The organism is Aquincola agrisoli (genome assembly GCF_036621135.1).
Taxonomy (GTDB): Bacteria; Pseudomonadota; Gammaproteobacteria; order Burkholderiales; family Burkholderiaceae_C; genus Aquincola; species Aquincola agrisoli.
In genome coordinates this window covers 149,329-170,405 of sequence record NZ_JAZIBG010000028.1, presented here as the reverse complement: position 1 = coordinate 170,405, position 21,077 = coordinate 149,329, and the positions used below count along the sequence as shown (strand labels likewise).

Here is a 21,077-nt window from a genome sequence, read left to right as displayed (position 1 = left end):
GGCGGTTTCCTTTAGAGCCGCCATGCGGTGCGCCTCCTGATCCCGGAAGACGCGCAATCAGCGTGCCAGCGAGCGGTGCGGACGATCGCCTCATCGAGTGACAGGGGAGCCGCAACCCCCAATTCATGTCTAGCCCGGGAAATGTCCGGCACATAGTGCGGCGGGAGCGCGCCAGGTTTGGCTTGCTTCTGTACGATGACTTGGGACGGACGCGCCAGAGCAAGGCAGACACGGTCTGCAAGGGCAGCGATCGAAAGGCTCTCGTCTGCCCCCACGTTGTAGGCTCGACCTGAATGACCCCGCAGCAGCACGGCCCATAGCCAAGCCGCCATGTCGGCCGCATACAGGTAGCTGCGATACGGTGTGCCGTCGCCCTCGATAACGATTTCGTCGCCCGCCATGGCAGCGCGCAGGAAATTGCCGATCGCGAAATGCTTGTCCAGCGGGAGATGCGGGCCCACAAGTGCGAAGACGCGGGCAATTTTTACCGACAGGTTATTGCTGGCTGCTATGGAGGCCAGCCACTCGGATACGCGCTTTCCCTCGCTATAGGCCGAACTGCTCAGAAGCGGATCCGGTCCGCCCAGGTGGTTTTCCGGCACATGGGTCATGCCGGCGGGCAATGGCCCGTACACCGCGCCGGAGCTCACCAGCAGCAGTTGGCTTGCTCCGCAACGGCGAGCCAGTGTCAGCACCCGTCGCGTGCCGTCGAGGCAAGTCGAGAACACATCTTCGGGTGAAGCGTGCGCGGCCACGTCCGTCGCGGCATGGACGATCACATCGAATCGGTCCGTGTTGATGGGAAAGTCACGCACGTCTCCTGTGACCCACTCGACACGGTCTGCTATGGCGGGCCACTTGCATTGGAAGGCGGAGGGGTTGCGACTCAGTATCGTGACCTGGCAATCCAATCCAAACTTCTCGTCAGCGTCGAGCAGCGTCGCCAACAACCATTTGCCTACGAAGCCGGTGCCGCCGGTCACGAAGAGGCGTCGGCCAGCAAGCGCGTGCCACGACGCTTGTCCTAGCAGGTTGTGGCAGCGCTGCAGGTCTTCCGCTGGGATGTCCAGCGGCGACGGCCGTTCCAGCAGCCCGTTGTTCATGACAATGCGGTAGACGTAGCTCGAGGCTGCAACGACAGGCAAAACGCCGAAATGCGCCGACGCACCGACTCGGCATCCAGCCCATGCTCCCGCAGCAGATAGGCATGTGTGCCGCAATGCTCCGAGAACCGATCCGGCACGCCGATGCGCAGCACGCGCACGGGTTCGTACTCGCTGGTGATCTCAGTCACCGCAGCGCCCAGGCCGCCGAGCACCGAATGCTCCTCCAGCGTGACCAAGCCCGATGTCACGCGTGCCGCGGCGCATACATCCTCGAAGCGCAGCGGTTTGAGCATCGGCGCGCTCCACACCGCAAGATCCAGCTCTTGCGCGATATCCATGGCGGTGCGGACCATCGAGCCAGTCGCGATCAGCCCTGGTCTGTCTACGCGGCCTGCGCGCACCGACAGCAAAGTGCCCGCCAGCAACTGATCCACCGGACCCGTATGCACGTCGCCGCGGTCGGACTTACCCATGCGCAGGTACACCGGGCCGTTGGTCGCATAGGCGTAGTCCATGCTGGCCGTCATCTCGAAACGATCCGCTGGCGACAGTACCTCTAGCCCCGGGATGGCACGCGTGCACGCAATGTCCTCGGTCGACTGATGGCTGGTCCCCAGATGGCTGTATACGAAGCCCGCACCGTCGCCCAGCAGCACGACTGGCAGGGCGTCATGCGCGATGTCGAGCTTGATCTGCTCGACTGTGCGAACTGGCACGAACGCCGCAAGGCCGTACACGAACGGTCGGAAGCCGACGCGCGCCAGCCCGGCCGCCATGCCGACCATGTTCTGCTCGGCGATGCCTGCGTTGATGTATTGGTCCGGGCAGCGCTTCCGAAACTCGTCGAACAACGCATACCCGTGATCGCCGGTCAGGAGAAGGACCTTAGGATCCGCCAGTGCCAGACGCACCAGTGCGTTTGAAAAGGCTTCTCTCACGTCGCTGCTCCCGGGAGGCCCAGCGCGTCGATGGCTTCGGCAAAGGTTTGCGGGTTCAGCCGGGTGTAGTGCCAGCGATTGTCAGACTCCATAAACGGCACTCCCTTGCCTTTGACCGTGCGTGCGATCAGCGCCTTGGGCTTGCCCGTTCCGCTGGACCAGAGCCGGCGCACCGCGGCGTCGACCGCCGCTTCGTCGTGGCCGTCCACTTCCAGAGTAGCGAAACCGAAGCTCGCGAACTTGGCAGACAGATCGCCTAGCGTTAGCACATCGTCCGTCGTGCCCATCGCCTGAAACCCGTTCTTGTCGACAATCACCATCAGGTTGTCCATCCTGTGGTGCGCCGCCACCAGCGCGCCCTCCCAGATCGGCCCTTCGTTGAGCTCACCGTCGCCGACGATGGCATAGACCTTCTGGTCCGTGCCCTTGCGTTGCAGTCCCATCGCAATGCCGACCCCGACCGAGAAACCATGACCCAGTGATCCGGATGTGACTTCCAGGCCAGGCACTCGCGAGTCCGACAGCCCCTTCAGCCCGCTACCGTCCTTGAAATAACCCTGAACGTGTGTGTCGTCCAGCCAGCCTAGCTCGCGCATGCAGGCGTATTGCGCCATCACGCCGTGGCCCTTGCTCAGCACCAGGAAGTCGCGACCCTCGGCACGCGGGTCGTTGGCCGGATATCGCAGGTAACTGCGGTACAGCACCGTCAGCAACTCGATGATCGAGAACGCGCATGCGATATGCACCGTCGAGCCGGCGTAAGCCATCTCTAGCACGGTGCGACGCATGCGCGCGGGCGCGAACCGCTGCTCGGCAGCAGTATTCGCGCGGGCGGTCGCGAGGTGATTCATCAGAAGTTCACTCCGAAAAACTCTTCCAACTTGTCCGCGATGTAGTCCAGCTGCTCCTGGCCCAGTGCGGGGAAGGTGCCCAACCAGAACGTCTGGTTCATCACCACATCGGTGTTGGTCAGCTCCCCGCTCACGCGGAACTTGCGTCCCGCCATGTAGGGCTGCTTGGTCAGGTTGCCCGCGAAGAGCAGGCGGGTGCCGATCTTGTTCTGCTCGAGGAAGTTGATCAGGTCGCTGCGCTGCACGCCGGCGCTGGCCTTGACGACCAGCGGGAAGCCGAACCACGAAGGCTCGGAGTTGGGCGTCGCTTCCGGCAGGTGCAGGAACTCGGCAACGCTGGCCAAGCGGTTCTTCAGGTACGCGAAGTTCGCGCGCCGCTTGGCGATGAACTCGTCCACGCGGTCCATCTGCGCCAGCGCGCAGGCCGCCTGCATGTCGCTGATCTTCAGGTTGTAGCCCAGGTGGCTGTAGGTGTACTTGTGGTCGTAGCCGTCGGGCAGGTCGCCGCCCAGCTCCTTCTTCGACCAGCAGAAGCGCTTGTTGCAGGTGTTGTCCTTGCCAGGCGGGCAGTAGCAGTCGCGGCCCCAGTCGCGGAACGATTCGGCGATCAGTTTCAGCTCGGCGTTGTTGGTGAACACCGCGCCGCCTTCGCCCATCGTGATGTGGTGCGCCGGATAGAAGCTGAGCGTGCCGATGTCACCGAAGGTGCCCACGAGCTGGCCGTTGTAGGTGGCGCCGAGGGCGTCGCAGCAGTCTTCCACCAGCCACAGGCCGTACTTCTTGCACAGCGCCGTCACCACTTCCAGGTTGAACGGGTTGCCCAGGCTGTGAGCCAGCATGATGGCCTTGGTTTTCGGCGAGATGGCCGCCTCGATCTTGCTGGCGTCGATGTTGTGCGTGGCCAGGTCGACGTCGACGAACACCGGCACGGCGCCGAACTGCAGGATCGGGTTGACGGTGGTCGGGAAGCCCGCGGCCACGCCGATCACTTCGTCGCCCTGCTGGATGGCACGGTCGCCGAGGCGCGGCGAGGTGAGGGTGGAGAACGCCACCAGGTTGGCCGACGAGCCGGAGTTGACGGTGATCAGGTGCTTGACGCCCAGGAACTTGGCCAGGCGTTCCTCGAACATCGCGTTGAAGCGGCCCGTGGTCAGCCAGCCGTCGAGCGAGGCGTCGACCATCAGCTGCAGTTCCTTGGCGCCGATGACCTTGCCCGATACCGGCACGGCGCTCTCGCCGGGAACGAAGGGCTTGGGGGCGTACGCGATGTCGGCGTACTGCTGGACCAGCTCGCTGATCTGGCTGCGCAGCTTGTCGAGCTGAGGCTGGAAGGAGATGGGGGTGGTGCTCATGCGTCGGCTCGGGATGCGGCTTGGTATAGGGAGATTTGATTCAGGCAGAACGCCCGCATGTCTTGGCCGGCCATCCAGGCCTGGTGCCAGTCGGTGATGCGGGCCAGGGCCGTCTGCAGCGACCAGCGCGGCGCCCATTGCAGGCGCTGGCGGGCCTTGGAGATGTCGAGCTTCAGGAAGTGGGCCTCGTGGGGATGGTCGCCGGGCTGCAGCGCCCAGCGCGCGCCGTCGCCCCAGTCTTCGCAGAGCCGCTCGACGATCCATTGCACCGGCTGCGCGTCTTCGTCGCGCGGGCCGAAGTTCCAGCCCTCGGCGTCGGCCTGGCCCTGCTCGAACAGGCGCTGCGCCAGCAGCAGGTAGCCCGACAGCGGCTCCAGCACATGCTGCCACGGCCGGATGGCGTGCGGGTTGCGGATCAGCACCGGCTGGCGCTGCTGCAGCGCGCGCAGGATGTCGGGCACGAGCCGGTCGGCCGCCCAGTCGCCGCCGCCGATGACGTTGCCCGCACGGGCCGTCGCCATCGCGATGCCGGCGCCCCGCAGGAAGGAGCGGCGGTACGCGCTGCTGACCAGCTCCGCGCAGCCCTTGCTGTTGGAGTACGGGTCGTGCCCGCCCATCGGCTCGTCTTCACGGTAGCCCCATACCCACTCGCGGTTCTCGTAGCACTTGTCGGTGGTGATGTTGACGATGGCGCGCACGGAGCTGGCATGGCGCGCGGCTTCCAGCACGTGCACGGTGCCCATCACGTTGGTGGCGTAGGTTTCCACGGGCTGCTGGTACGACAGGCGCACCAGCGGCTGCGCCGCCATGTGGATGACGATCTCGGGCTGGAACTCCAAAAACTGCGCGCTCAGCGCGGCGAAGTCCCGGATGTCGGCGACGCAGTGCTGCATGCCCTCGGCGACACGGGCGACGTCGAACAGCGCCGGCTCGGTGGGCGGCGCGAGCGCCACGCCACGCACGGTGGCGCCCATCGATTGCAGCCACAGGCTCAGCCAGCTTCCCTTGAAGCCGGTGTGGCCGGTCAGCAGCACCCGCTTGCCTTGCCAGAAGGCGGGGTCGGTCTGCCGGGTGCGGGCGGCGGTCGTGCTCATTCCCAGTTCTTCCACGGGGCCTTGCCTGCAGCCCACAGCTCTTCCAGCAGGTGCTTGTCGCGCAGCGTGTCCATCGGCTGCCAGAAGCCTTCGTGCTGGTACGACATCAGTTCGCCGTCGGCGGCCAGTTGCATCAGCGGGTCTTGTTCCCAGACGGTGGTGTCGTCCTTCAGGTAGCCCAGCACGCTGGGGTTCAGCACGAAGAAGCCGCCGTTGATCATGGCGCCGTCGCCCTTGGGCTTCTCCTTGAAGCTGCGCACCTGGTGCTCGTGGATGTCCAGCGCGCCGAAGCGGCCCGGCGGCAGGGTGGCCGTCAACGTCGCGGCCTTGCCGTGCTGGCGGTGGAAGGCGATCGTCGCGGCGATGTCGATGTCGCCCACGCCGTCGCCGTAGGTGAAGCAGAAGTCGCGCTCGTTCTTGACGTAGTTGGCCACGCGCTTCAGCCGGCCGCCGGTCATCGAGTGGTCGCCGGTGTCCACCAGCGTCACCTGCCAGGGCTCGGCGCGCTGGTGGTGCACGTGCATGCGGTTCTCCCGCATGTCGAAGGTCACGTCGGACATGTGCAGGAAGTAGTTCGCGAAGTACTCCTTGATCACGTAGCCCTTGTAGCCGCAGCAGATGATGAAGTCGTTCACCCCGTGCGCTGAATACATCTTCATGATGTGCCACAGGATGGGCTTGCCGCCGATCTCCACCATGGGCTTTGGCCGCAGGGCGGTTTCTTCGCTCAAACGGGTACCCAGGCCACCGGCCAGGATGACAGCTTTCATCGCGTGCTTTCTAGAGGAACGGGCGTCAGCTCGAACAGACGAAGGCGTCCGAGTGGAATCGCTTGGCAGGCAAGCCTGCCGCAACAAGTTGCCGCTGCGCGGCTTCGATCATGGCGTTGGAGCCGCAGGCATAGACCCAGGTGCGTGACAGGTCGGGCTTCGTGGTGAGGAACACATCCTGTGCGTGGCCCCGTGCGCCCTGCCAGTCACCGGCTGCACGGGATGCGATGGGAACGAAGGTGACGTCCAGGCCCTCGCTGGCGGGTTGCCAGTAGTGGTCGGAAGGCACGCGGTTGCCCCAGTAGACGGTGACCCGCTGCCTCGGCGTCGACGCGGCCCGCGATTTGCCGAGTTGCTCCAGCATGGCCTTGACGGGCGCGATGCCGGTGCCCGTGGCAAGGAACACGATGTCGTCGTCCGCAGCCTCGCGGAGGAAGAAGGTGCCCAGCGGCCCGTGGATGCGCAGCAGGTCGTTCTGCTTCGCTCGGTTGAACCAGTAGTCGCTCATGCGGCCGCCTTCGACGGCGCGCACGTGCAGCTCGACGGGGCCCGCCGTGCCCGCCGGCGCATTGGCCACCGAGTAGGCGCGCCGCAGCCCGTCGGGGCCGATCACGTCGATGTACTGGCCGGCCAGGTAGCGGAAGTTGGCCGTGGGCGGCAGCCGTAGCGTGATGCGCATGACGTCGTCGGCCACCCGTTCCAGCTGTTGGATGCGGGCCGGCCAGGTGCGGGCCGGGTAGTCGGCCACTTCGCCCAGGTCCTCGATGTCCAGCGTGACGTCCGTGGTGGCGCTGCGCACGCAGGTCAGGATCCAGCCGTCGCGCTGGTCTGCGTCGCACAGGCCTTCTTCAGGGCGCAGGGCCTCGGTGCTGCCGGCGGTCACCCTGGCCTTGCACGAGCTGCACCGGCCGGTCTTGCAGCTGTGTTCCAGCACCAGGCCGGCGGCCAGCGCCGCGTCGAGCAGCGATTGGCCCGGCGTCGAGGCGAAGGAGTTGCCGTTGGCCAGCACTACGGTGGTCATGATGGAGAGAGGGTCGCTCGGCTCAGCGCCGTGTCATCGCTGGGCCAACTGGGCCCGCAGTGCGGCGAGCCGCTCGGCGCGGCGGGGGTCTTGCTGCGACACGCGCCAGAAATGACGCGCGAGCACCGCCATGGCCAGCAGCAGGCCGGTCACCAGCATCGTGGCGGCCGCGATCAAGGTGCGCGCCGGCTTGCTGCGCCGCTCGGGCGCGCTGGCAACGTCGACCACCTGGATCAGCGCGCCTTCGCGGCTTTCGTCGACACGGGCCAGTTCATACTGGCGCGAGAACAGCTCGAACAGCGTTTCCTGATACTTGAACTCGCGGTACTTGCCGACGTAGTCGTTGTCGTCGCCGCGCGGGTTGGCTTTTTCGAGCCGAGCCAGTTGGCCGCGGAGCGCGGCCAGCCGGTCTTGCGCCTGGCGGAACTCGGGCGCGGATTCGTTCAGGTAGCTGCGCATGGTCTGCAGCCGGACCTGGGCGGCCGTGACCTCCGCCTGCAGCTGCGCATAGCTCTCGGCAGCGGCCCTGGGTTCGGACCGCAGGGCGCCCTCGGTGAAGCCGCTGGCCTCGAGCGAGCGCTGGGCCGCGGTGAGCCGGTCCTTCGTTTCCCGGAGCTGCTTCTCGAAGAAGACGCGGCGCTGTTGCGCCTCCGTCACCGCCAGCGTGGAGGTCATCTGGCGCAGTTCGTCGATGTAGGCGTTCGCCATGTCGGCCGCACGCTGCGGGTTCTCGTCGTCGACGCTGACGGTGATGAGGCCGTCCTTCTTGCCGACGATGATGCTGGCCTTCTTGAGCAGGGTCTTGCGGGCGTCGCTGCGGTACTCGGCCTCGTAGACCTCCATCAGCTTGAACTGGTCGATCAGCCGGTCGGACACGGTCGTGCTCTGCATCAGCGCCACGTACTGCTCGGCCGGGCTCTTGACGGCGGAAGCGCCTGCCAGCCCCGCCAGGGCGCCCAGCGAAGCCAGTGCCGAAGCGGCCGAGCTCTGCTGCTGCTGGGGCGGCAGGAACGTGGTCTGCGCGGTGAAGGTGGGCGGCAGCATGCGTGCGATGCCATAGGCGATCACGCCAGCGGCGATGGGCACGGCGAGCAGCATCTTCCAGCGCGACTTGAGGATGATCGCCAGCTCGAGCAGGCCGATCCCGTCGTCGTCTTCTTCTGCCCAATCCTCGGAATGGTTCTTCGTATTCATGTCATTCCCGGATCGTCTTGAGCGCTGCCGCACCCAGGCCGAACTGATAGAGGATCTGCGTCCATTCCTTCGCGGCTTGCATGAACGTCGTCTTGTTCATCTCTTCCGGCACGAAGACGGTGTCGCCGGGCAGCGCAGGCACGTCGCTCAGGCTGCCGCCCGAGAAGAAGCCGCCGCTCTGCCGCGCACTCACCACGCTGCCGTTGGCGCGCAGTACGAAGGCGCTGCCGTCATCGGCGCCGCGCGTGGTGCCGCCGGCCAGGCGCACGTAGTCGGTGACCTTGCGCTCCCGGCTGAACAGGTAGCTGCCGCCGTTGAACACGCTGCCGAACACGCCCACCGTGGTGGGCAGCGCGGGCACGTAGATGCGGTCGCCGTTTTCCACTGCCAGCTCGGGCAGATGCGCGGTTTCCGGGTCGAGCTGCAGCACGATCCGGCCGGTGGGCCGGATGGCGCGCAGGCGTTCGATCAGCTTGGAGGCCGCGGTGCTGCGGCTCGCCTGGATCTGTGCGTCGTCGGCGGTCAGCGCACGCTGCGTGGTCGTGCTTCGTGCGAACTCGGTTTCCAGGTCACGCAAGGCACGTTCGTAGTTCTCCTGCTGCGACTGGCGCACGCTCTCGCGCGAGAACTCGGTGCCGAACACGTAGGCGTTCGGCGTCAGCCCGCCGGCGATGCGGATGGCATCGATGATCGAGCTGCTGGGCGGCAGGATGTAGTCGCCCGGCCGGGCCACCTCACCCTCGATGCGCACGCGCTTGTTCTGCTTGTCCATGGGCAGCGTCGCTTCCACGGCACTGAAGGCGCGCAGCACGTCGCCGTTGGCAGGGCGCTGTGTGAGGTCGTCGGGCAGCTTGAGCTGGCTCACGCGCGCGCCGATGCGCTCGTCGAGCCGCTCGACCGACAGCCGGCCCTGGTCGGCCACGGCGGTGAGGCCGCCGGCCATCTGCAGCACGTCGTCCACCGTCTCGCCCTTCTTCAGCTCGAAGATGGCAGGCTTGTTGACGCTGCCGATCACGGCCGTCTGCGTGCCGACCGGGCCGATGTGGACCACGTCTTCCGGCTGCAGCACGCGGTCGCCGCTGCGGTCGCCCTTGATCAGCAGATCGTAGAGGTCGAGCGTGCTGACGAGCTTGCCGCCGCGCCGCAGCTGGATATTGCGGAAGGTGCCGGCGGCCGAGGGGCCACCCGCCTTCATGACGCCATGGACCACCGTGGACAGGCTGCTCACGGTGTAGGAGCCCGGCTTGGCGGTGAAGCCCGTGACGTAGATGCGGATGCCGCGCAGCTGCCCGAGCGACACGCTGAGCTGGAAGTTGCGGAACACCTGTGCGACACGCTGGTTCAGCAGCGCCGGCAGGTCGGCATAACGCACGCCCGAGACGAGCACCGAGCCCACGCGCGGGATGTTCAGCCGCCCGGCGCGGTCGACCGTGAGCCGCAGGTCGGCGTCGACCGAGCCCCAGATGGTCAGCGCCACTTCGTCGCCCGGCGTCAGCAGGTAGTCGGGCGGCACCTGGGGCATGAAGTCGGCGCTGTCCGCACCGAGCTGGGGGGTGACGAGCTCCGCGCCGAAGCGGCGCACTGAGGTGTCGTCGAGCGTCAGCTTGCCGTCGGGGCCGATGACCGGCGGCATGTCGGCCAGCTTGTTGACGAACAGCTCGAACTCGCCGGGGCGGTAGGGCAGGGCCTGCCGCCGCTCGCGGAACTGGCCGTCCTGCGCCTGGCCCTGGGCGTTCGTTCCGTTCGCGGTGCCCTGCGGGCGCAGGCGCACCGGGCCGCCCGCGTCGTTGCCGTACGCGTCGCTGCCGACGTTGATCTGTTGCGAGCCGGGCGAGCCGCTGTTCTGGCCGGCCTGGTTGTTCTGGCTGTTTTGGCTGTTCTGGTAATACTGAATCGCCTGGTTCGTCTGCACCTGCGCATGGCTGGCGAGGCAGGGCAATGCCAGGGCGACGGCAGCAGCAATGCTGGCCATCGGCGCGCGCCGGGAGCGGCGGCGCGGAATCAATTCGGTCATGAAAGGCCTTCGTGTCTCGGTGCCCGCGGCGCGGGCGGCAGCGCGCGCGGACGGCTGCGGCGCGGAATTCTAACGGGGCGGTCCCGCAGCTCCGGGATTGCGGGTGAGGGTGAATTTTCGGGGGGTGACAACAAGATGCGTCGGCACCCGTGGCTACACTCCCGCGCCATGTTGATCCTGCTCCTGGGCTTCGCGGTATCGGGCCTCGTCACGCTGCTCGTCATCCGCTCTGCGCACAGGCATGCCCGCTTCTCGGCCGACCATGACCTGTCCGGCCCCCAGAAATTCCATGCCAAGTCGGTGCCGCGCATCGGCGGCCTCGGCATCTTCCTGTCGGTCGTGACGGGCATCGCCACCATCGCCGCCGCGGCGCCGGAGTACCTGCGGCCCAGCCTGCTGTTGGTGGCCTGCGGCCTGCCGGCGTTTGCGGCCGGCATGATCGAGGACCTGACCAAGCGTGTCTCCCCGCGCAATCGCCTGATCGCGACGGCCGTCTCCGCCGGCCTGGCCGTGTGGCTGCTGGATGCCTCCATCGTGCGTACCGACCTGCCCGGGCTCGACTGGGTGGTGTCGTTCCCGATCGGCGCCGCGCTCGTCACCGTCTTTGTCGTGGCCGGCGTCGCCAACTCGATCAATATCATCGACGGCTTCAACGGCCTGTCGTCGATGTGTGTCGTGATGATGCTGATGGCGGTGGGCTACGTCGCCTTCCAGGTCGGCGATCGCTTCGTGATGCTCTGGGCGCTGGCCGCGGTGGGGGCCGTGCTGGGCTTCTTCATCTGGAATTTCCCCGCCGGCCTGATCTTCCTGGGTGACGGCGGGGCCTATTTCCTGGGATTTTTGGTGTCGGAACTGGCGATTCTGTTGCTTCATCGCAACGCCGACGTGTCGCCGATGTTCCCCCTGCTGATCTGCATCTACCCGGTGTTCGAGACGCTGTTCTCCATCTACCGGCGGCGCTTCCTGAAGGAGGTGTCGCCCGGCCTGCCCGACGGCATCCACCTGCATTCGCTGATCTACCGGCGCGTGATCCGCTGGGCGGTGGGCAGCCGCAACGCCCGGGAAATCACGCGCCGCAACTCGATGACGTCGCCGTACCTGTGGATGCTGTGCATGCTGTCGCTGGTGCCTTCGGTGCTGTGGTGGGACAGCACGCCGGTGCTTGGCGTCTTCATCGTGCTGTTCGGCATCACGTACGTCAGCCTGTACTGGCGGATCGTCCGATTCCGCTCGCCACGGTGGATGGTTCTGAGGCGCTGACAGGCCTTGACATGTCAAGGGGGGATAATGCCGGGTGATGACTGACACCCCCGCCGTTCCCGAAGCCCCGGCGCGCTTCGACACCCTCCCGCTCGATCCGAAGCTGATTCGTGCCGTGGCCGACCAAGGCTACGCGACGATGACGCCCATCCAGGCCAAGGCGATTCCGATCGTGTTGAACGGCCGTGACGTGATGGGCGCCGCCCAGACGGGCACCGGCAAGACGGCGGCTTTCTCCATTCCGCTGCTGCAGAAGATGCTGCGGCACGAAAACGCCTCGATGTCGCCCGCGCGGCACCCGGTGCGGGCGCTGGTGCTGGCGCCCACGCGGGAGCTGGCCGACCAGGTCGCCGCCAACGTCAAGGCATATGCCAAGCACACGAGCCTGCGCTCGGCCGTGGTGTTCGGTGGCATCGACATGAAGCCGCAGACGCTGCAGCTCAAGGCGGGCGTCGAGATCCTGATCGCCACGCCGGGACGGCTGCTCGACCACATCGAAGCCAAGAACTGCGTGCTGAACCAGGTCGAGTACGTGGTGCTCGACGAGGCCGACCGCATGCTGGACATCGGCTTCCTGCCCGACCTGCAGCGTATCCTGAGCTACCTGCCCAAGCAGCGGCAGACGCTGCTGTTCTCGGCGACCTTCTCGCCGGAGATCAAGCGCCTGTCGCAGAGCTACCTGCAGGATCCGGTGCTGGTGGAGGTGGCGCGGCCCAACGCGACGGCCACCAACGTCGAGCAGCGCTTCTACAGCGTGTCGGACGACGACAAGCGGCGCGCCGTGAGGCAGCTGCTGCGCGAGCGGTCGTTGTCGCAGGCCATCGTGTTCGTCAATTCCAAGCTGGGTGCCGCGCGGCTGGCCCGGGCCTTCGAGCGCGACGGCTTGAAAACGGCGGCGCTGCACGGCGACAAGTCGCAGGACGAGCGCCTGAAGTCGCTCGAGGCCTTCAAGCAAGGCGAGGTCGACCTGCTCGTGGCGACGGACGTCGCGGCCCGGGGGCTCGACATCGCCGACCTGCCGGCGGTGTTCAACTTCGACGTGCCTTTCAATGCCGAGGATTACGTGCACCGCATCGGGCGCACCGGCCGTGCCGGCGCCTCGGGCGTGGCCATCACGATGGTCACCCGGGACGACGCCCGCCTCGTCGGCGACATCGAGAAGCTGATCAAGAAGAAGCTCGAGATCGAGCCCCTGGAGCTCGAGGACGACCGTCCCCGCCGCTACCGTCCGCGCGAGGGCGACGAAGCCATTCCGATGGCGCGCGAGCGCGATCGTCCGGTGAGCGTGCGCCGTCATGGCGCGGGCGGGCCGCCGGCCGATCCATTCTTCGACCGGCCCTACGAGCCGAGCGTGTCGCCGGAGGCGCCGCCGGCCTGGGAGAAGGCGCCGCAGCCGGCACCGCCGGTGCGCGGGCTGTCGCCCAACATCCGGCCCAAGCGCAAGGTGGCTGCGCTGCTGGGCGGCCTCAAGGCCTGAGGGGCCCGGGCGGAGCCGGTGGGCGCTGCCTTCAGGTGGCGAGCAGGCAGAACACGGCGGGCGTGCGGTCCGGCAGGGCGGGGGGCTGGCGTTTCCAGTCGGCCACGCTGGCGCTGCGCGTCCAGCCGCCGGGCAGCGTCAGCCCGACGCTGATCGACAACCGGGTCGTCGGGGCCAGCGTGGCCAGCAGGGCGCCCAGCAGCGCCGCGTTGCGGTAGGGCGTCTCGATCACGAGTTGCGTTTGCTGCTGGCGCCGCGAGAGGGCCTCGATCTCACGGACGCGGCTGCTGCGCGCGGCCGCTTCCACCGGCAGGTAGCCGACGAACGCGAAGCTCTGTCCATTCAACCCGCTGGCAGCCAGCGCCAGCATCAGCGAACTGGGGCCGGACAAAGGCTGCACGGGAATGCCGGCGGCGTGGGCAGCAGCGACCAGCGCGGCACCCGGGTCGGCGACGGCCGGCAAACCCGCTTCGGAGATCAGGCCCATGTCGTGCCCTGCCAGCGCGGGCGCCAGCAGGGCCGACAGGTTCGGCGCTGCGGCGGTCGCGGGCGCGCCTTTGGCCGGGCGCGGCAACTCCACGATGTCGAGCGACTGCAGCGCTTGCGCCAGCGGAACGAGGGCATGGACACGCTTCAGGAACGCGCGCGTGGTCTTGGCGTTTTCCGCGACCCAGTGGGCCAGCGACGCGGCGGTTCGCAGACTGCCGTGCGGCACGGTGTCGTCGACGGCGGGCGGCGCGGCGGGGTCGACTGCGCCCAGGTCCAGCGTGTTGGGCACCAGGTACAGCGTGCCGGTGGTGTTGTTCATGGCAGCGTCAGTCCGGCTTCGCGCAGCAGGGCGCAGGTCCGGATCAGCGGCAGGCCGACCAGCGCCGTGGGGTCGTCGGACTCGATGGCGTCCAGCAAGGCGATGCCCAGCGCTTCGGACTTGGCGCTGCCCGCGCAGTCGTACGGCGCTTCGGCGACCAGATAGCGCTCGATTTCGGCATCGGTCAGCGTGCGAAAGCGCACCGTCACCGCCGCGAGCAGCGTGCGCTCGAAGCCGGTGGACCGCCTGGCCACACAAACCGCCGTCTGGAAGACGACGCTGCGGCCGCTCATCGAGCGCAATTGGGCCGTGGCGCGCTCGTGCGTGCCGGGCTTGCCGATCGGCACGCCGTCGAGGTCGGCGACCTGGTCGGAGCCGATGACCACCGCGTCGGCACGCTGATCGGCCACGGCCGCGGCCTTGGCGCGCGCCAGCCGCAGGGCCAGGGCGGCAGGCGGCTCGTGTGCCAACGGCGTTTCATCGACATGCGGGGACTGCACCTCGAACGGCAGCCGCAGACGTTGCAGCAGTTCGCGCCGGTAGCGCGAGGTCGAGGCCAGGATCAGGGCGGGTGGGGTGGCATCCATCCGGACATTGTCCATGGGGTGCCGTCTTACACTGACAGCATGAAGCTTGCTGATCACGACCCGCGGCGTCTCGACGTCGCCGCATTCGCGGCGCGAGGGGACGCCATGCAAGGGATGTGGCCCCTGTCGGCGCTGGGTCGCCTGGCCGAGGGCGTGCCCGCCGAGGCGGACGACTTGCCGCGCCGTGACGTCGCGTGGCAGGCGCAGGGCGAACTGCGGCCGGTGAAGGGCGGTGAGCCTGAAGTCTGGCTGCGCCTCACGGCGTCGGCCGACGTGCCGCAGGAGTGCCAGCGCTGCCTCGCGCCGGTGGCCGTGCCGGTGGCGGTCGATCGCTGGCTGCGTTTCGTGCGGGACGAAGACCTGGCCGCCCAGCTCGACGCGGACAGCGAGGATGACGTGCTGTCCTTGCCACGGTGGCTCGATCTGCAGGAGCTTGTGGAAGACGAGCTGCTGCTGTCCTTGCCGCTGGTTCCCCGCCACGAGCGCTGCCCGCAACCCTTGCCGATGGCATCGGGGGCCGGCGAGGCGGCAGAGATCGAGCCCGAGGCCGAGGCGCGCGCTAATCCCTTCGCGGCCTTGGCGGCCCTGAAAGGGCGCTCCCGGTCGAGCTGAGCATGCAGGCCCCGACGTGCTATGATCGTCGGCTTTTCGCGAAGGCGCCGCTTGTATCCTTTACTGGCGCCACCAGGAGAACCCCATGGCCGTCCAGCAAAACAAGAAGTCGCCCTCTAAGCGGGGCATGCACCGTTCGCACAATGCCCTGCCCGTGCCGGGTGTGGCCATCGAGCCGACGACCGGTGAGACGCATCTGCGTCACCACATCAGCCCGACGGGCTTCTACCGCGGCCGCAAGGTCCTGCGCACCAAGTCGGATACCTGAGGGTTTGCGGTGCCGGGCTTGCGAGGCAGGTTCGGCGCTGTACTTCGGGCGCTTGCACAGTGATGCTCGCCGCGGCGGTTTCGCTGCCATTGGTGCGGGCTCCTGTTCGCTGACTTGCTCCTTGCCCAGCCGGCGATCTCCGTGTCCTCTTCTTCCTTGACGCCATTGCCGCGGGTCCGCGTGGCGGTCGACTGCATGGGCGGCGACCATGGCCCCGCGGTCACGCTGGCGGCTTGCCGTGCCTTCCTGGCCGCCACGCCGCAGGCGGACCTGCTGCTGGTCGGTACGCCAGAGGCGCTGGCGCCCGCCGCGCACTGGCCTCGCGTGTCGATCGTGCACGCCAGCGAGACCGTGCTGATGGACGATCCGGTCGAAGTCGCGTTGCGCCGCAAGCGTGACTCGTCCATGCGGGTCGCGATCAATCAGCTCAAGGTCCAGGACGGAGCCGAGCCCGCCGCGCATGTCTGCGTGTCGGCCGGCAACACCGGTGCGCTGATGGCGGTGGCGCGCTACGTGCTGAAGACGCTCGACGGCATCGACCGGCCGGCCATCGCCACCGTGATGCCGAACCGGCGCGACGGGTTTACCACCGTGCTCGACCTCGGCGCCAACGTCGATTGCAGCGCGGAGCACCTGCTGCAGTTCGCGGTGATGGGCAGCGCGCTGGTGGCGGCCGTCAGCGGCGAGGCCGATCCCAGCGTCGGGCTGCTCAACATCGGCGAAGAGGCCATCAAGGGCAGCGACACCATCAAGCGGGCGGCTGAGCTGCTGCGCGAGGCGGCGGCCAAGGGGCACCTCAATTTCCACGGCAACGTGGAAGGCGACGACATCTTCAAAGGCACCACGGACATCATCGTCTGCGATGGCTTCGTCGGCAACGTGGCCTTGAAGACCGCCGAGGGGCTGGCCTCGATGTTGGGCGACATGATCCGCCAGGAGTTCACCCGCACCCCCTTCAGCAAGCTGGCGGCCGTGCTGGCCATGCCGGTGCTGCGGCGGTTCAAGACGCGTGTCGATCCGCGGCGGCTGAACGGCGCGGCGCTGCTGGGTCTGCGCGGCCTGGTGTTCAAGAGCCACGGCTCTGCGGATGCTTTCGCTTTCGAGCAAGCCCTCACCCGGGCGTATGATGCCGCCCGCAACCGACTGCTGGACCGCGTCCACGACCGCATCCTCGACACGCTGCAGGCCCTGGCCGCGCAGCCTGCCACCGATGGCCCGGACGACACGGCCCAAGCCGCATGAATCTATCCACACCTCGTTTTTCCCGCATCTCCGGCACCGGCAGCTACCTGCCGCCGCGCCGGGTGACGAACGACGATCTGGCCCGAGAGCTGGCTCAGCGCGGCCTCGAAACCTCGGACACGTGGATCGTCGAACGAACAGGCATTCGCGCCCGCCATTTCGCGGCGCCTGAGGTCGCGGCGAGCGACTTGGCGCTGCAGGCGTCTCGCGCCGCCATCGAGGCAGCCGGCCTCGATGCCGCCGACATCGATCTGATCATCGTCGCCACCTCGACACCGGACATGGTGTTCCCTTCGACGGCCACAATCCTGCAGCACAAGCTCGGCGTGCACGGCTGCCCCGCCTTCGACGTGCAGGCGGTGTGCTCGGGTTTCGTCTACGGCTTGACCGTGGCCGATTCGATGATCCGTACCGGCGCCGCGACGAAGGCGCTGGTCGTGGGGGCCGAGGTGTTCTCGCGCATCCTCGATTTCAACGATCGCACGACCTGCGTGCTCTTCGGCGACGGCGCAGGCGCGGTCGTCCTGGAAGGCAGCGACGAGCCAGGCCTGCTCGCGACCGAGTTGCACGCCGACGGCCGGCATGTGGGCATCCTCTGCACGCCCGGCCATGTGGCGGGTGGCCAGGTGCTGGGCGATCCGCTGCTCAAGATGGACGGCCCGGCCGTGTTCAAGCTGGCGGTCGGGGTGCTCGAGGACGTCGCGCGTTCGGTGCTCGCCAAGGCGGGCCGTACCGATGCCGACATCGATTTCCTGATTCCGCACCAGGCCAACATCCGCATCATGCAGAGCACCGCACGCAAGCTGAAGCTGGGTGCGGACAAGCTGATCGTCACAGTGGACGAGCATGGCAACACGTCGGCGGCCTCGATTCCGCTGGCGCTGGACGGCGCCGTGCGTTCCGGCCGCATCCGCCGCGGCGATACGCTGATGCTCGAAGGCGTCGGTGGCGGTTTCACCTGGGGCGCGGTGCTGCTCGATTTCTGAGCCCGCCGCTCCATCCTCTACTTGTGAGTCGCACGATGACATCGTTTGCGTTCGTCTTTCCCGGCCAGGGTTCGCAGTCCGTCGGCATGCTCGATGCATGGGGCGACCATCCCGCGGTCCTTCAGACGCTGGAAGAAGCTTCCCAGGCCCTGGGCGAGGACCTGGCCCGGTTGATCCATGCCGGCCCGAAGGAGCAACTCGACCTGACGGCCAACACGCAGCCCGTGATGCTCACGGCCGGCGTGGCCTGCTATCGCGCCTGGCTGGCCGAATCCGGCCGCGCACCGGCATGGGTGGCCGGCCATTCGCTGGGCGAGTACAGCGCATTGGTGGCATCCGGCGTGCTCACGCTCGCCGATGCGTTGCCGCTGGTCCGTTTCCGCGCGCAGGCGATGCAGGAGGCCGTGCCCGTGGGCACCGGCGCCATGGCGGCCATCCTCGGGCTCGATGCCGCACTGGTGCGCGAGGGCTGCGCCGAGGCGGCTGCCGCCAGCGGCGAAGTGGTCGAGGCGGTGAATTTCAACGACCCCAAGCAGACGGTGATCGCCGGCAGCAAGGCCGGTGTCGAAAAGGGCTGCGAGGTCCTCAAGGCCAAGGGCGCAAAACGCGCGTTGCCGCTGCCGGTGTCGGCGCCGTTCCATTCCAGCCTGATGAAGCCGGCGGCCGAGCGCTTGAAGGAGCGGCTGGCGGCGACGCCCTTCGCGGCGCCCAGGATCCCAGTGGTCAACAACATCCGCGTTGCCGTGGAGACCGACGCCGATGCCATCCGCCAGGCGCTGTACGAGCAGGCGTTCGGTCCGGTGCGATGGGTCGAGGTGGTGCAGTCTCTGCGCGCCCGCGGAGCGGGCGTGATCATCGAATGCGGGCCGGGCAAGGTGCTGGCCGGCATGGTCAAGCGCATCGACCCGGAAGTGCCTGCGGCCACGGTGCTCGATCCGGCCTCGCTCGAAGAGGCCAGGAGGCTGGTGGCATGAAGGTGCTGAAGGAGCAGGTTGCGCTGGTGACCGGTGCTTCGCGTGGCATCGGCCGTGCCATTGCGCAGGCCTTGGCGGAGCAGGGCGTCAAGGTGGTCGGGACGGCCACTTCGGCCAGCGGTGCCGAGGCCATCACGGCGGCGTTGCAGGCCTTCGGCGGCCGCGGCATCGTGCTCGATGTCAACGATGCGGCTGCGGTGGAATCGTCGGTCGACGCGATCGTCAAGGAACACGGCGCGCTGCACATCCTCGTCAACAACGCCGGCATCACGCGCGACACCCTCGCCATGCGCATGAAGGACGAGGACTGGGATGCCGTGCTCGACACGAACCTCAAGGCCGTGTTCCGGACGAGCCGGGCGGTGATGCGCACGATGATGAAGCAGCGTTACGGGCGCATCGTCAACATCACGTCGGTGGTGGGTGCCTCGGGCAATCCCGGGCAGGCCAACTACGCGGCGGCCAAGGCGGGTGTGGCGGGCATGACGCGTGCCCTGGCGCGTGAACTCGGCAGCCGTGGCATCACGGTGAACTGTGTCGCGCCGGGCTTCATCTCGACCGACATGACCGGTTCCTTGCCCGAAGCACAGAAGGCCGCGCTGCTGGCCCAGATCCCGCTGGGCCGTCTCGGCGAAGCCCGGGAAGTTGCAGATGCCGTGGTGTTTCTCGCGTCGCCTGCAGCCGGCTACATCACCGGCAGCGAACTGCATGTCAACGGCGGCATGTTCATGAATTGATGGACCGGGTCGGCCCGACCGGGTCGCGCTCTCGGGGCTTTCCCGGCACGCGCGTAAACTCCGGGCCGTTTTTGTATTGTTCCAGGAGGAGCGAATGAGCGATATCGAAGCCCGTGTCAAGAAAATCATCGCCGAGCAGCTCGGCGTGCCCGAATCCGACGTGACGAACGAGAAGGCCTTCGTGGCCGATCTCGGCGCCGATTCGCTGGACACGGTGGAATTGGTGATGGCGCTGGAAGACGAGTTCGGCATCGAGATCCCGGACGAGGAAGCCGAGAAGATCACCACCGTGCAGTTGGCCATCGATTACGCGGTCAACCACCACAAGGCCTGAGCCGGTTTCCATGACTCGTCGTCGCGTCGTCGTCACGGGCCTGGGGCTGGTCAGCCCGGTGGGCAACAGCGTGGCTGAAGGGTGGGCCAACCTGGTGGCCGGCCGTTCGGGCATCGCCAACATCACCAAGTTCGATGCGTCGGCCATGGCCTGCCGCTTCGCGGGTGAGGTCAAGGGCTTCAATATCGAGGATTACATCCCCGGCAAGGAAGCCCGCCACATGGATACCTTCATCCACTACGGCATGGCGGCGGCCATGCAGGCCGTGCAGGACTCGGGCATCCCCACCGGGGAGGCGCTCGACGAGCAGAAGGCCGAGCGCATCGGTGTGCTGGTGGGTTCCGGCATCGGCGGCCTGCCGATGATCGAGCAGACCCACCAGGAATACTCCGATCGGGGTCCGCGCCGGATTTCTCCTTTCTTCGTGCCGGCCTCGATCATCAACATGATCTCGGGTCACGTGTCGATCAAGTACGGGTTCACCGGACCGAACCTGGCCATCGTCACGGCCTGCACGACCGGCTTGCACTGCATCGGCGAGGCAGGGCGGTTGATCGAGTACGGCGATGCCGATGTGATGGTGGCGGGTGGCGCGGAATCGACCGTTTCTCCCTTGGGCATCGGCGGTTTTGCGGCGGCGCGTGCGCTGTCGACCCGCAACGATGATCCCGCGGCGGCCTCCCGTCCTTGGGACAAGGGCCGCGATGGCTTCGTGCTCGGCGAGGGCGGTGGTGCAGTGGTGCTCGAGGAATACGAGCACGCGAAGGCCCGCGGCGCGAAGATCTATGCCGAATTGATCGGCTACGGCATGGGAGCCGATGCCTACCACATGACGGCGCCGAACGTCGACGGCCCCAAGCGGTCGATGCTGGCTGCGCTGCGCAATGCGCGGGTCGGGGCGCACGAGGTCCAGTACCTCAATGCACACGGTACGTCGACGCCGCTGGGCGACGTCAACGAGACCAACGCGATCAAGAAGGCCTTCGGCGATCACGCGAAGCAGATGGTGGTGAGTTCGACGAAGTCGATGACCGGCCACCTGCTGGGTGGCGCCGGGGGGATCGAGTCGGTCTTCACCGTGCTGGCGCTGCACCACCAAGTGGTGCCCCCGACCATCAACCTGGTTGATCCGGATCCGGAGTGCGACCTCGACTACTGTCCGAACGAGGCGCGGCAGATGAAGATCGAGGTGGCGGTCAAGAACAACTTCGGCTTCGGCGGCACGAACGGCACGCTGGTGTTCCGCCGCGCCTGAGGCCGGCGTCCACGATGCGTAGCGCCCCTGCGGTGCAGTTCCGTACGGGGCCCGACGCGGTCTGGCGCTGCGGGGCCGCGTCGTGCTGCGCTGCGGCGGCGGCCGGGGTGTCGGCTTGGTTGTCGTCCTGGTTCCGCATCGATCCGACCCTGGTCGGTGGGACGGCCGTGTTGTGCGGGGGCGCTGCGGCGGCTGCG

Annotated in this window: 21 protein-coding genes; 10 read left to right on the top strand and 11 right to left on the bottom strand. The window is 67.5% G+C overall.

Translation table 11 applies throughout. The features are described 5' to 3' along the window. Nucleotides 1-11: 11 nt before the first annotated feature. Genes V4F39_RS12470 through V4F39_RS12430 form a run of 9 tightly spaced genes read right to left on the bottom strand, consistent with a single transcriptional unit; the run spans nucleotide 12 to nucleotide 10,340 of the window. Nucleotides 12-1,103, bottom strand: a complete 1,092-nt coding sequence (locus V4F39_RS12470; protein ID WP_332289772.1) for an NAD-dependent epimerase/dehydratase family protein — start codon at nucleotides 1,101-1,103, stop codon at nucleotides 12-14. After that, on the bottom strand, nucleotides 1,100-2,044 hold the full coding sequence (locus tag V4F39_RS12465) for a transketolase family protein (RefSeq protein WP_332289771.1): 945 nt from the start codon (nucleotides 2,042-2,044) through the stop codon (nucleotides 1,100-1,102). Before V4F39_RS12465 ends, V4F39_RS12470 begins: the two co-directional genes overlap by 4 nt. Then, nucleotides 2,041-2,895, bottom strand: a complete 855-nt coding sequence (locus tag V4F39_RS12460; RefSeq protein ID WP_332289769.1) for a transketolase — start codon at nucleotides 2,893-2,895, stop codon at nucleotides 2,041-2,043. The genes V4F39_RS12465 and V4F39_RS12460 overlap by 4 nt, the downstream gene beginning before the upstream one ends. Continuing rightward, a complete protein-coding gene (gene rfbH, locus V4F39_RS12455) occupies nucleotides 2,895-4,247 on the bottom strand; it encodes a lipopolysaccharide biosynthesis protein RfbH (protein ID WP_332289768.1) in 1,353 nt (450 codons plus the stop codon). Before rfbH ends, V4F39_RS12460 begins: the two co-directional genes overlap by 1 nt. Beyond that, entirely contained in the window at nucleotides 4,244-5,341 is a 1,098-nt protein-coding gene (gene rfbG, locus V4F39_RS12450; protein ID WP_332289767.1) for a CDP-glucose 4,6-dehydratase, read from the bottom strand. The genes rfbH and rfbG overlap by 4 nt, the downstream gene beginning before the upstream one ends. Next, the gene (gene rfbF, locus V4F39_RS12445; protein WP_332289766.1) at nucleotides 5,338-6,111 is read right to left on the bottom strand and encodes a glucose-1-phosphate cytidylyltransferase; all 774 of its coding nucleotides are present in this window, start codon (nucleotides 6,109-6,111) and stop codon (nucleotides 5,338-5,340) included. Before rfbF ends, rfbG begins: the two co-directional genes overlap by 4 nt. Nucleotides 6,112-6,136: 25 nt before the next feature. Then, a complete protein-coding gene (locus tag V4F39_RS12440; RefSeq protein ID WP_332289765.1) occupies nucleotides 6,137-7,132 on the bottom strand; it encodes an FAD-binding oxidoreductase in 996 nt (331 codons plus the stop codon). Nucleotides 7,133-7,165: 33 nt separating this feature from the next. Beyond that, entirely contained in the window at nucleotides 7,166-8,326 is a 1,161-nt protein-coding gene (locus V4F39_RS12435) for a Wzz/FepE/Etk N-terminal domain-containing protein (protein WP_332289764.1), read from the bottom strand. 1 nt (nucleotide 8,327) lies between these two features. After that, nucleotides 8,328-10,340, bottom strand: a complete 2,013-nt coding sequence (locus V4F39_RS12430) for an SLBB domain-containing protein (RefSeq protein ID WP_332289763.1) — start codon at nucleotides 10,338-10,340, stop codon at nucleotides 8,328-8,330. 168 nt (nucleotides 10,341-10,508) lie between these two features. Here V4F39_RS12430 and V4F39_RS12425 point away from each other — a divergent pair, with 168 nt between their 5' ends. Next, a complete protein-coding gene (locus V4F39_RS12425) occupies nucleotides 10,509-11,600 on the top strand; it encodes an MraY family glycosyltransferase (protein ID WP_332289762.1) in 1,092 nt (363 codons plus the stop codon). A 37-nt stretch (nucleotides 11,601-11,637) separates the two neighbouring features. Next, on the top strand, nucleotides 11,638-13,077 hold the full coding sequence (locus tag V4F39_RS12420) for a DEAD/DEAH box helicase (RefSeq protein ID WP_332289761.1): 1,440 nt from the start codon (nucleotides 11,638-11,640) through the stop codon (nucleotides 13,075-13,077). Nucleotides 13,078-13,108: 31 nt separating this feature from the next. On the opposite strand, the gene V4F39_RS12415 is transcribed toward V4F39_RS12420, so the two are convergent. Together V4F39_RS12415 and V4F39_RS12410 are read right to left on the bottom strand one after the other, a co-directional pair. Next, a complete protein-coding gene (locus V4F39_RS12415) occupies nucleotides 13,109-13,885 on the bottom strand; it encodes an SAM-dependent methyltransferase (RefSeq protein ID WP_332289760.1) in 777 nt (258 codons plus the stop codon). Beyond that, nucleotides 13,882-14,472, bottom strand: a complete 591-nt coding sequence (locus V4F39_RS12410) for a Maf family nucleotide pyrophosphatase (protein WP_332289759.1) — start codon at nucleotides 14,470-14,472, stop codon at nucleotides 13,882-13,884. The genes V4F39_RS12415 and V4F39_RS12410 overlap by 4 nt, the downstream gene beginning before the upstream one ends. Before the next feature lie 39 nt (nucleotides 14,473-14,511). On the opposite strand from V4F39_RS12410, the gene V4F39_RS12405 reads away from it, so the two are divergent. The 8 genes from V4F39_RS12405 to fabF all read left to right on the top strand — a co-directional run bounded on the left by V4F39_RS12405 (nucleotide 14,512) and on the right by fabF (nucleotide 20,880). After that, nucleotides 14,512-15,084: a YceD family protein gene (locus V4F39_RS12405; protein WP_332289758.1), complete on the top strand. Its 573-nt coding sequence runs from the start codon at nucleotides 14,512-14,514 to the stop codon at nucleotides 15,082-15,084. Nucleotides 15,085-15,169: 85 nt separating this feature from the next. Beyond that, nucleotides 15,170-15,352, top strand: coding sequence for a 50S ribosomal protein L32 (rpmF, locus tag V4F39_RS12400; protein ID WP_332289756.1), 183 nt, complete (start codon nucleotides 15,170-15,172; stop codon nucleotides 15,350-15,352). Nucleotides 15,353-15,493: 141 nt separating this feature from the next. Next, nucleotides 15,494-16,594, top strand: a complete 1,101-nt coding sequence (plsX, locus tag V4F39_RS12395) for a phosphate acyltransferase PlsX (RefSeq protein WP_332289755.1) — start codon at nucleotides 15,494-15,496, stop codon at nucleotides 16,592-16,594. Then, nucleotides 16,591-17,580: a beta-ketoacyl-ACP synthase III gene (locus V4F39_RS12390; protein WP_332289753.1), complete on the top strand. Its 990-nt coding sequence runs from the start codon at nucleotides 16,591-16,593 to the stop codon at nucleotides 17,578-17,580. Before plsX ends, V4F39_RS12390 begins: the two co-directional genes overlap by 4 nt. 35 nt (nucleotides 17,581-17,615) lie before the next feature. Further along, nucleotides 17,616-18,554, top strand: a complete 939-nt coding sequence (gene fabD / locus V4F39_RS12385) for an ACP S-malonyltransferase (RefSeq protein ID WP_332289752.1) — start codon at nucleotides 17,616-17,618, stop codon at nucleotides 18,552-18,554. Beyond that, nucleotides 18,551-19,291: a 3-oxoacyl-ACP reductase FabG gene (fabG, locus tag V4F39_RS12380; RefSeq protein WP_332289751.1), complete on the top strand. Its 741-nt coding sequence runs from the start codon at nucleotides 18,551-18,553 to the stop codon at nucleotides 19,289-19,291. Before fabD ends, fabG begins: the two co-directional genes overlap by 4 nt. Before the next feature lie 94 nt (nucleotides 19,292-19,385). Beyond that, complete coding sequence (acpP, locus tag V4F39_RS12375; protein ID WP_332289750.1) at nucleotides 19,386-19,625, top strand: acyl carrier protein; 240 nt, start codon at nucleotides 19,386-19,388, stop codon at nucleotides 19,623-19,625. Nucleotides 19,626-19,635: 10 nt separating this feature from the next. Continuing rightward, the gene (fabF, locus tag V4F39_RS12370) at nucleotides 19,636-20,880 is read left to right on the top strand and encodes a beta-ketoacyl-ACP synthase II (RefSeq protein WP_332289749.1); all 1,245 of its coding nucleotides are present in this window, start codon (nucleotides 19,636-19,638) and stop codon (nucleotides 20,878-20,880) included. The last annotated feature ends 197 nt before the right edge of the window (nucleotides 20,881-21,077 follow it).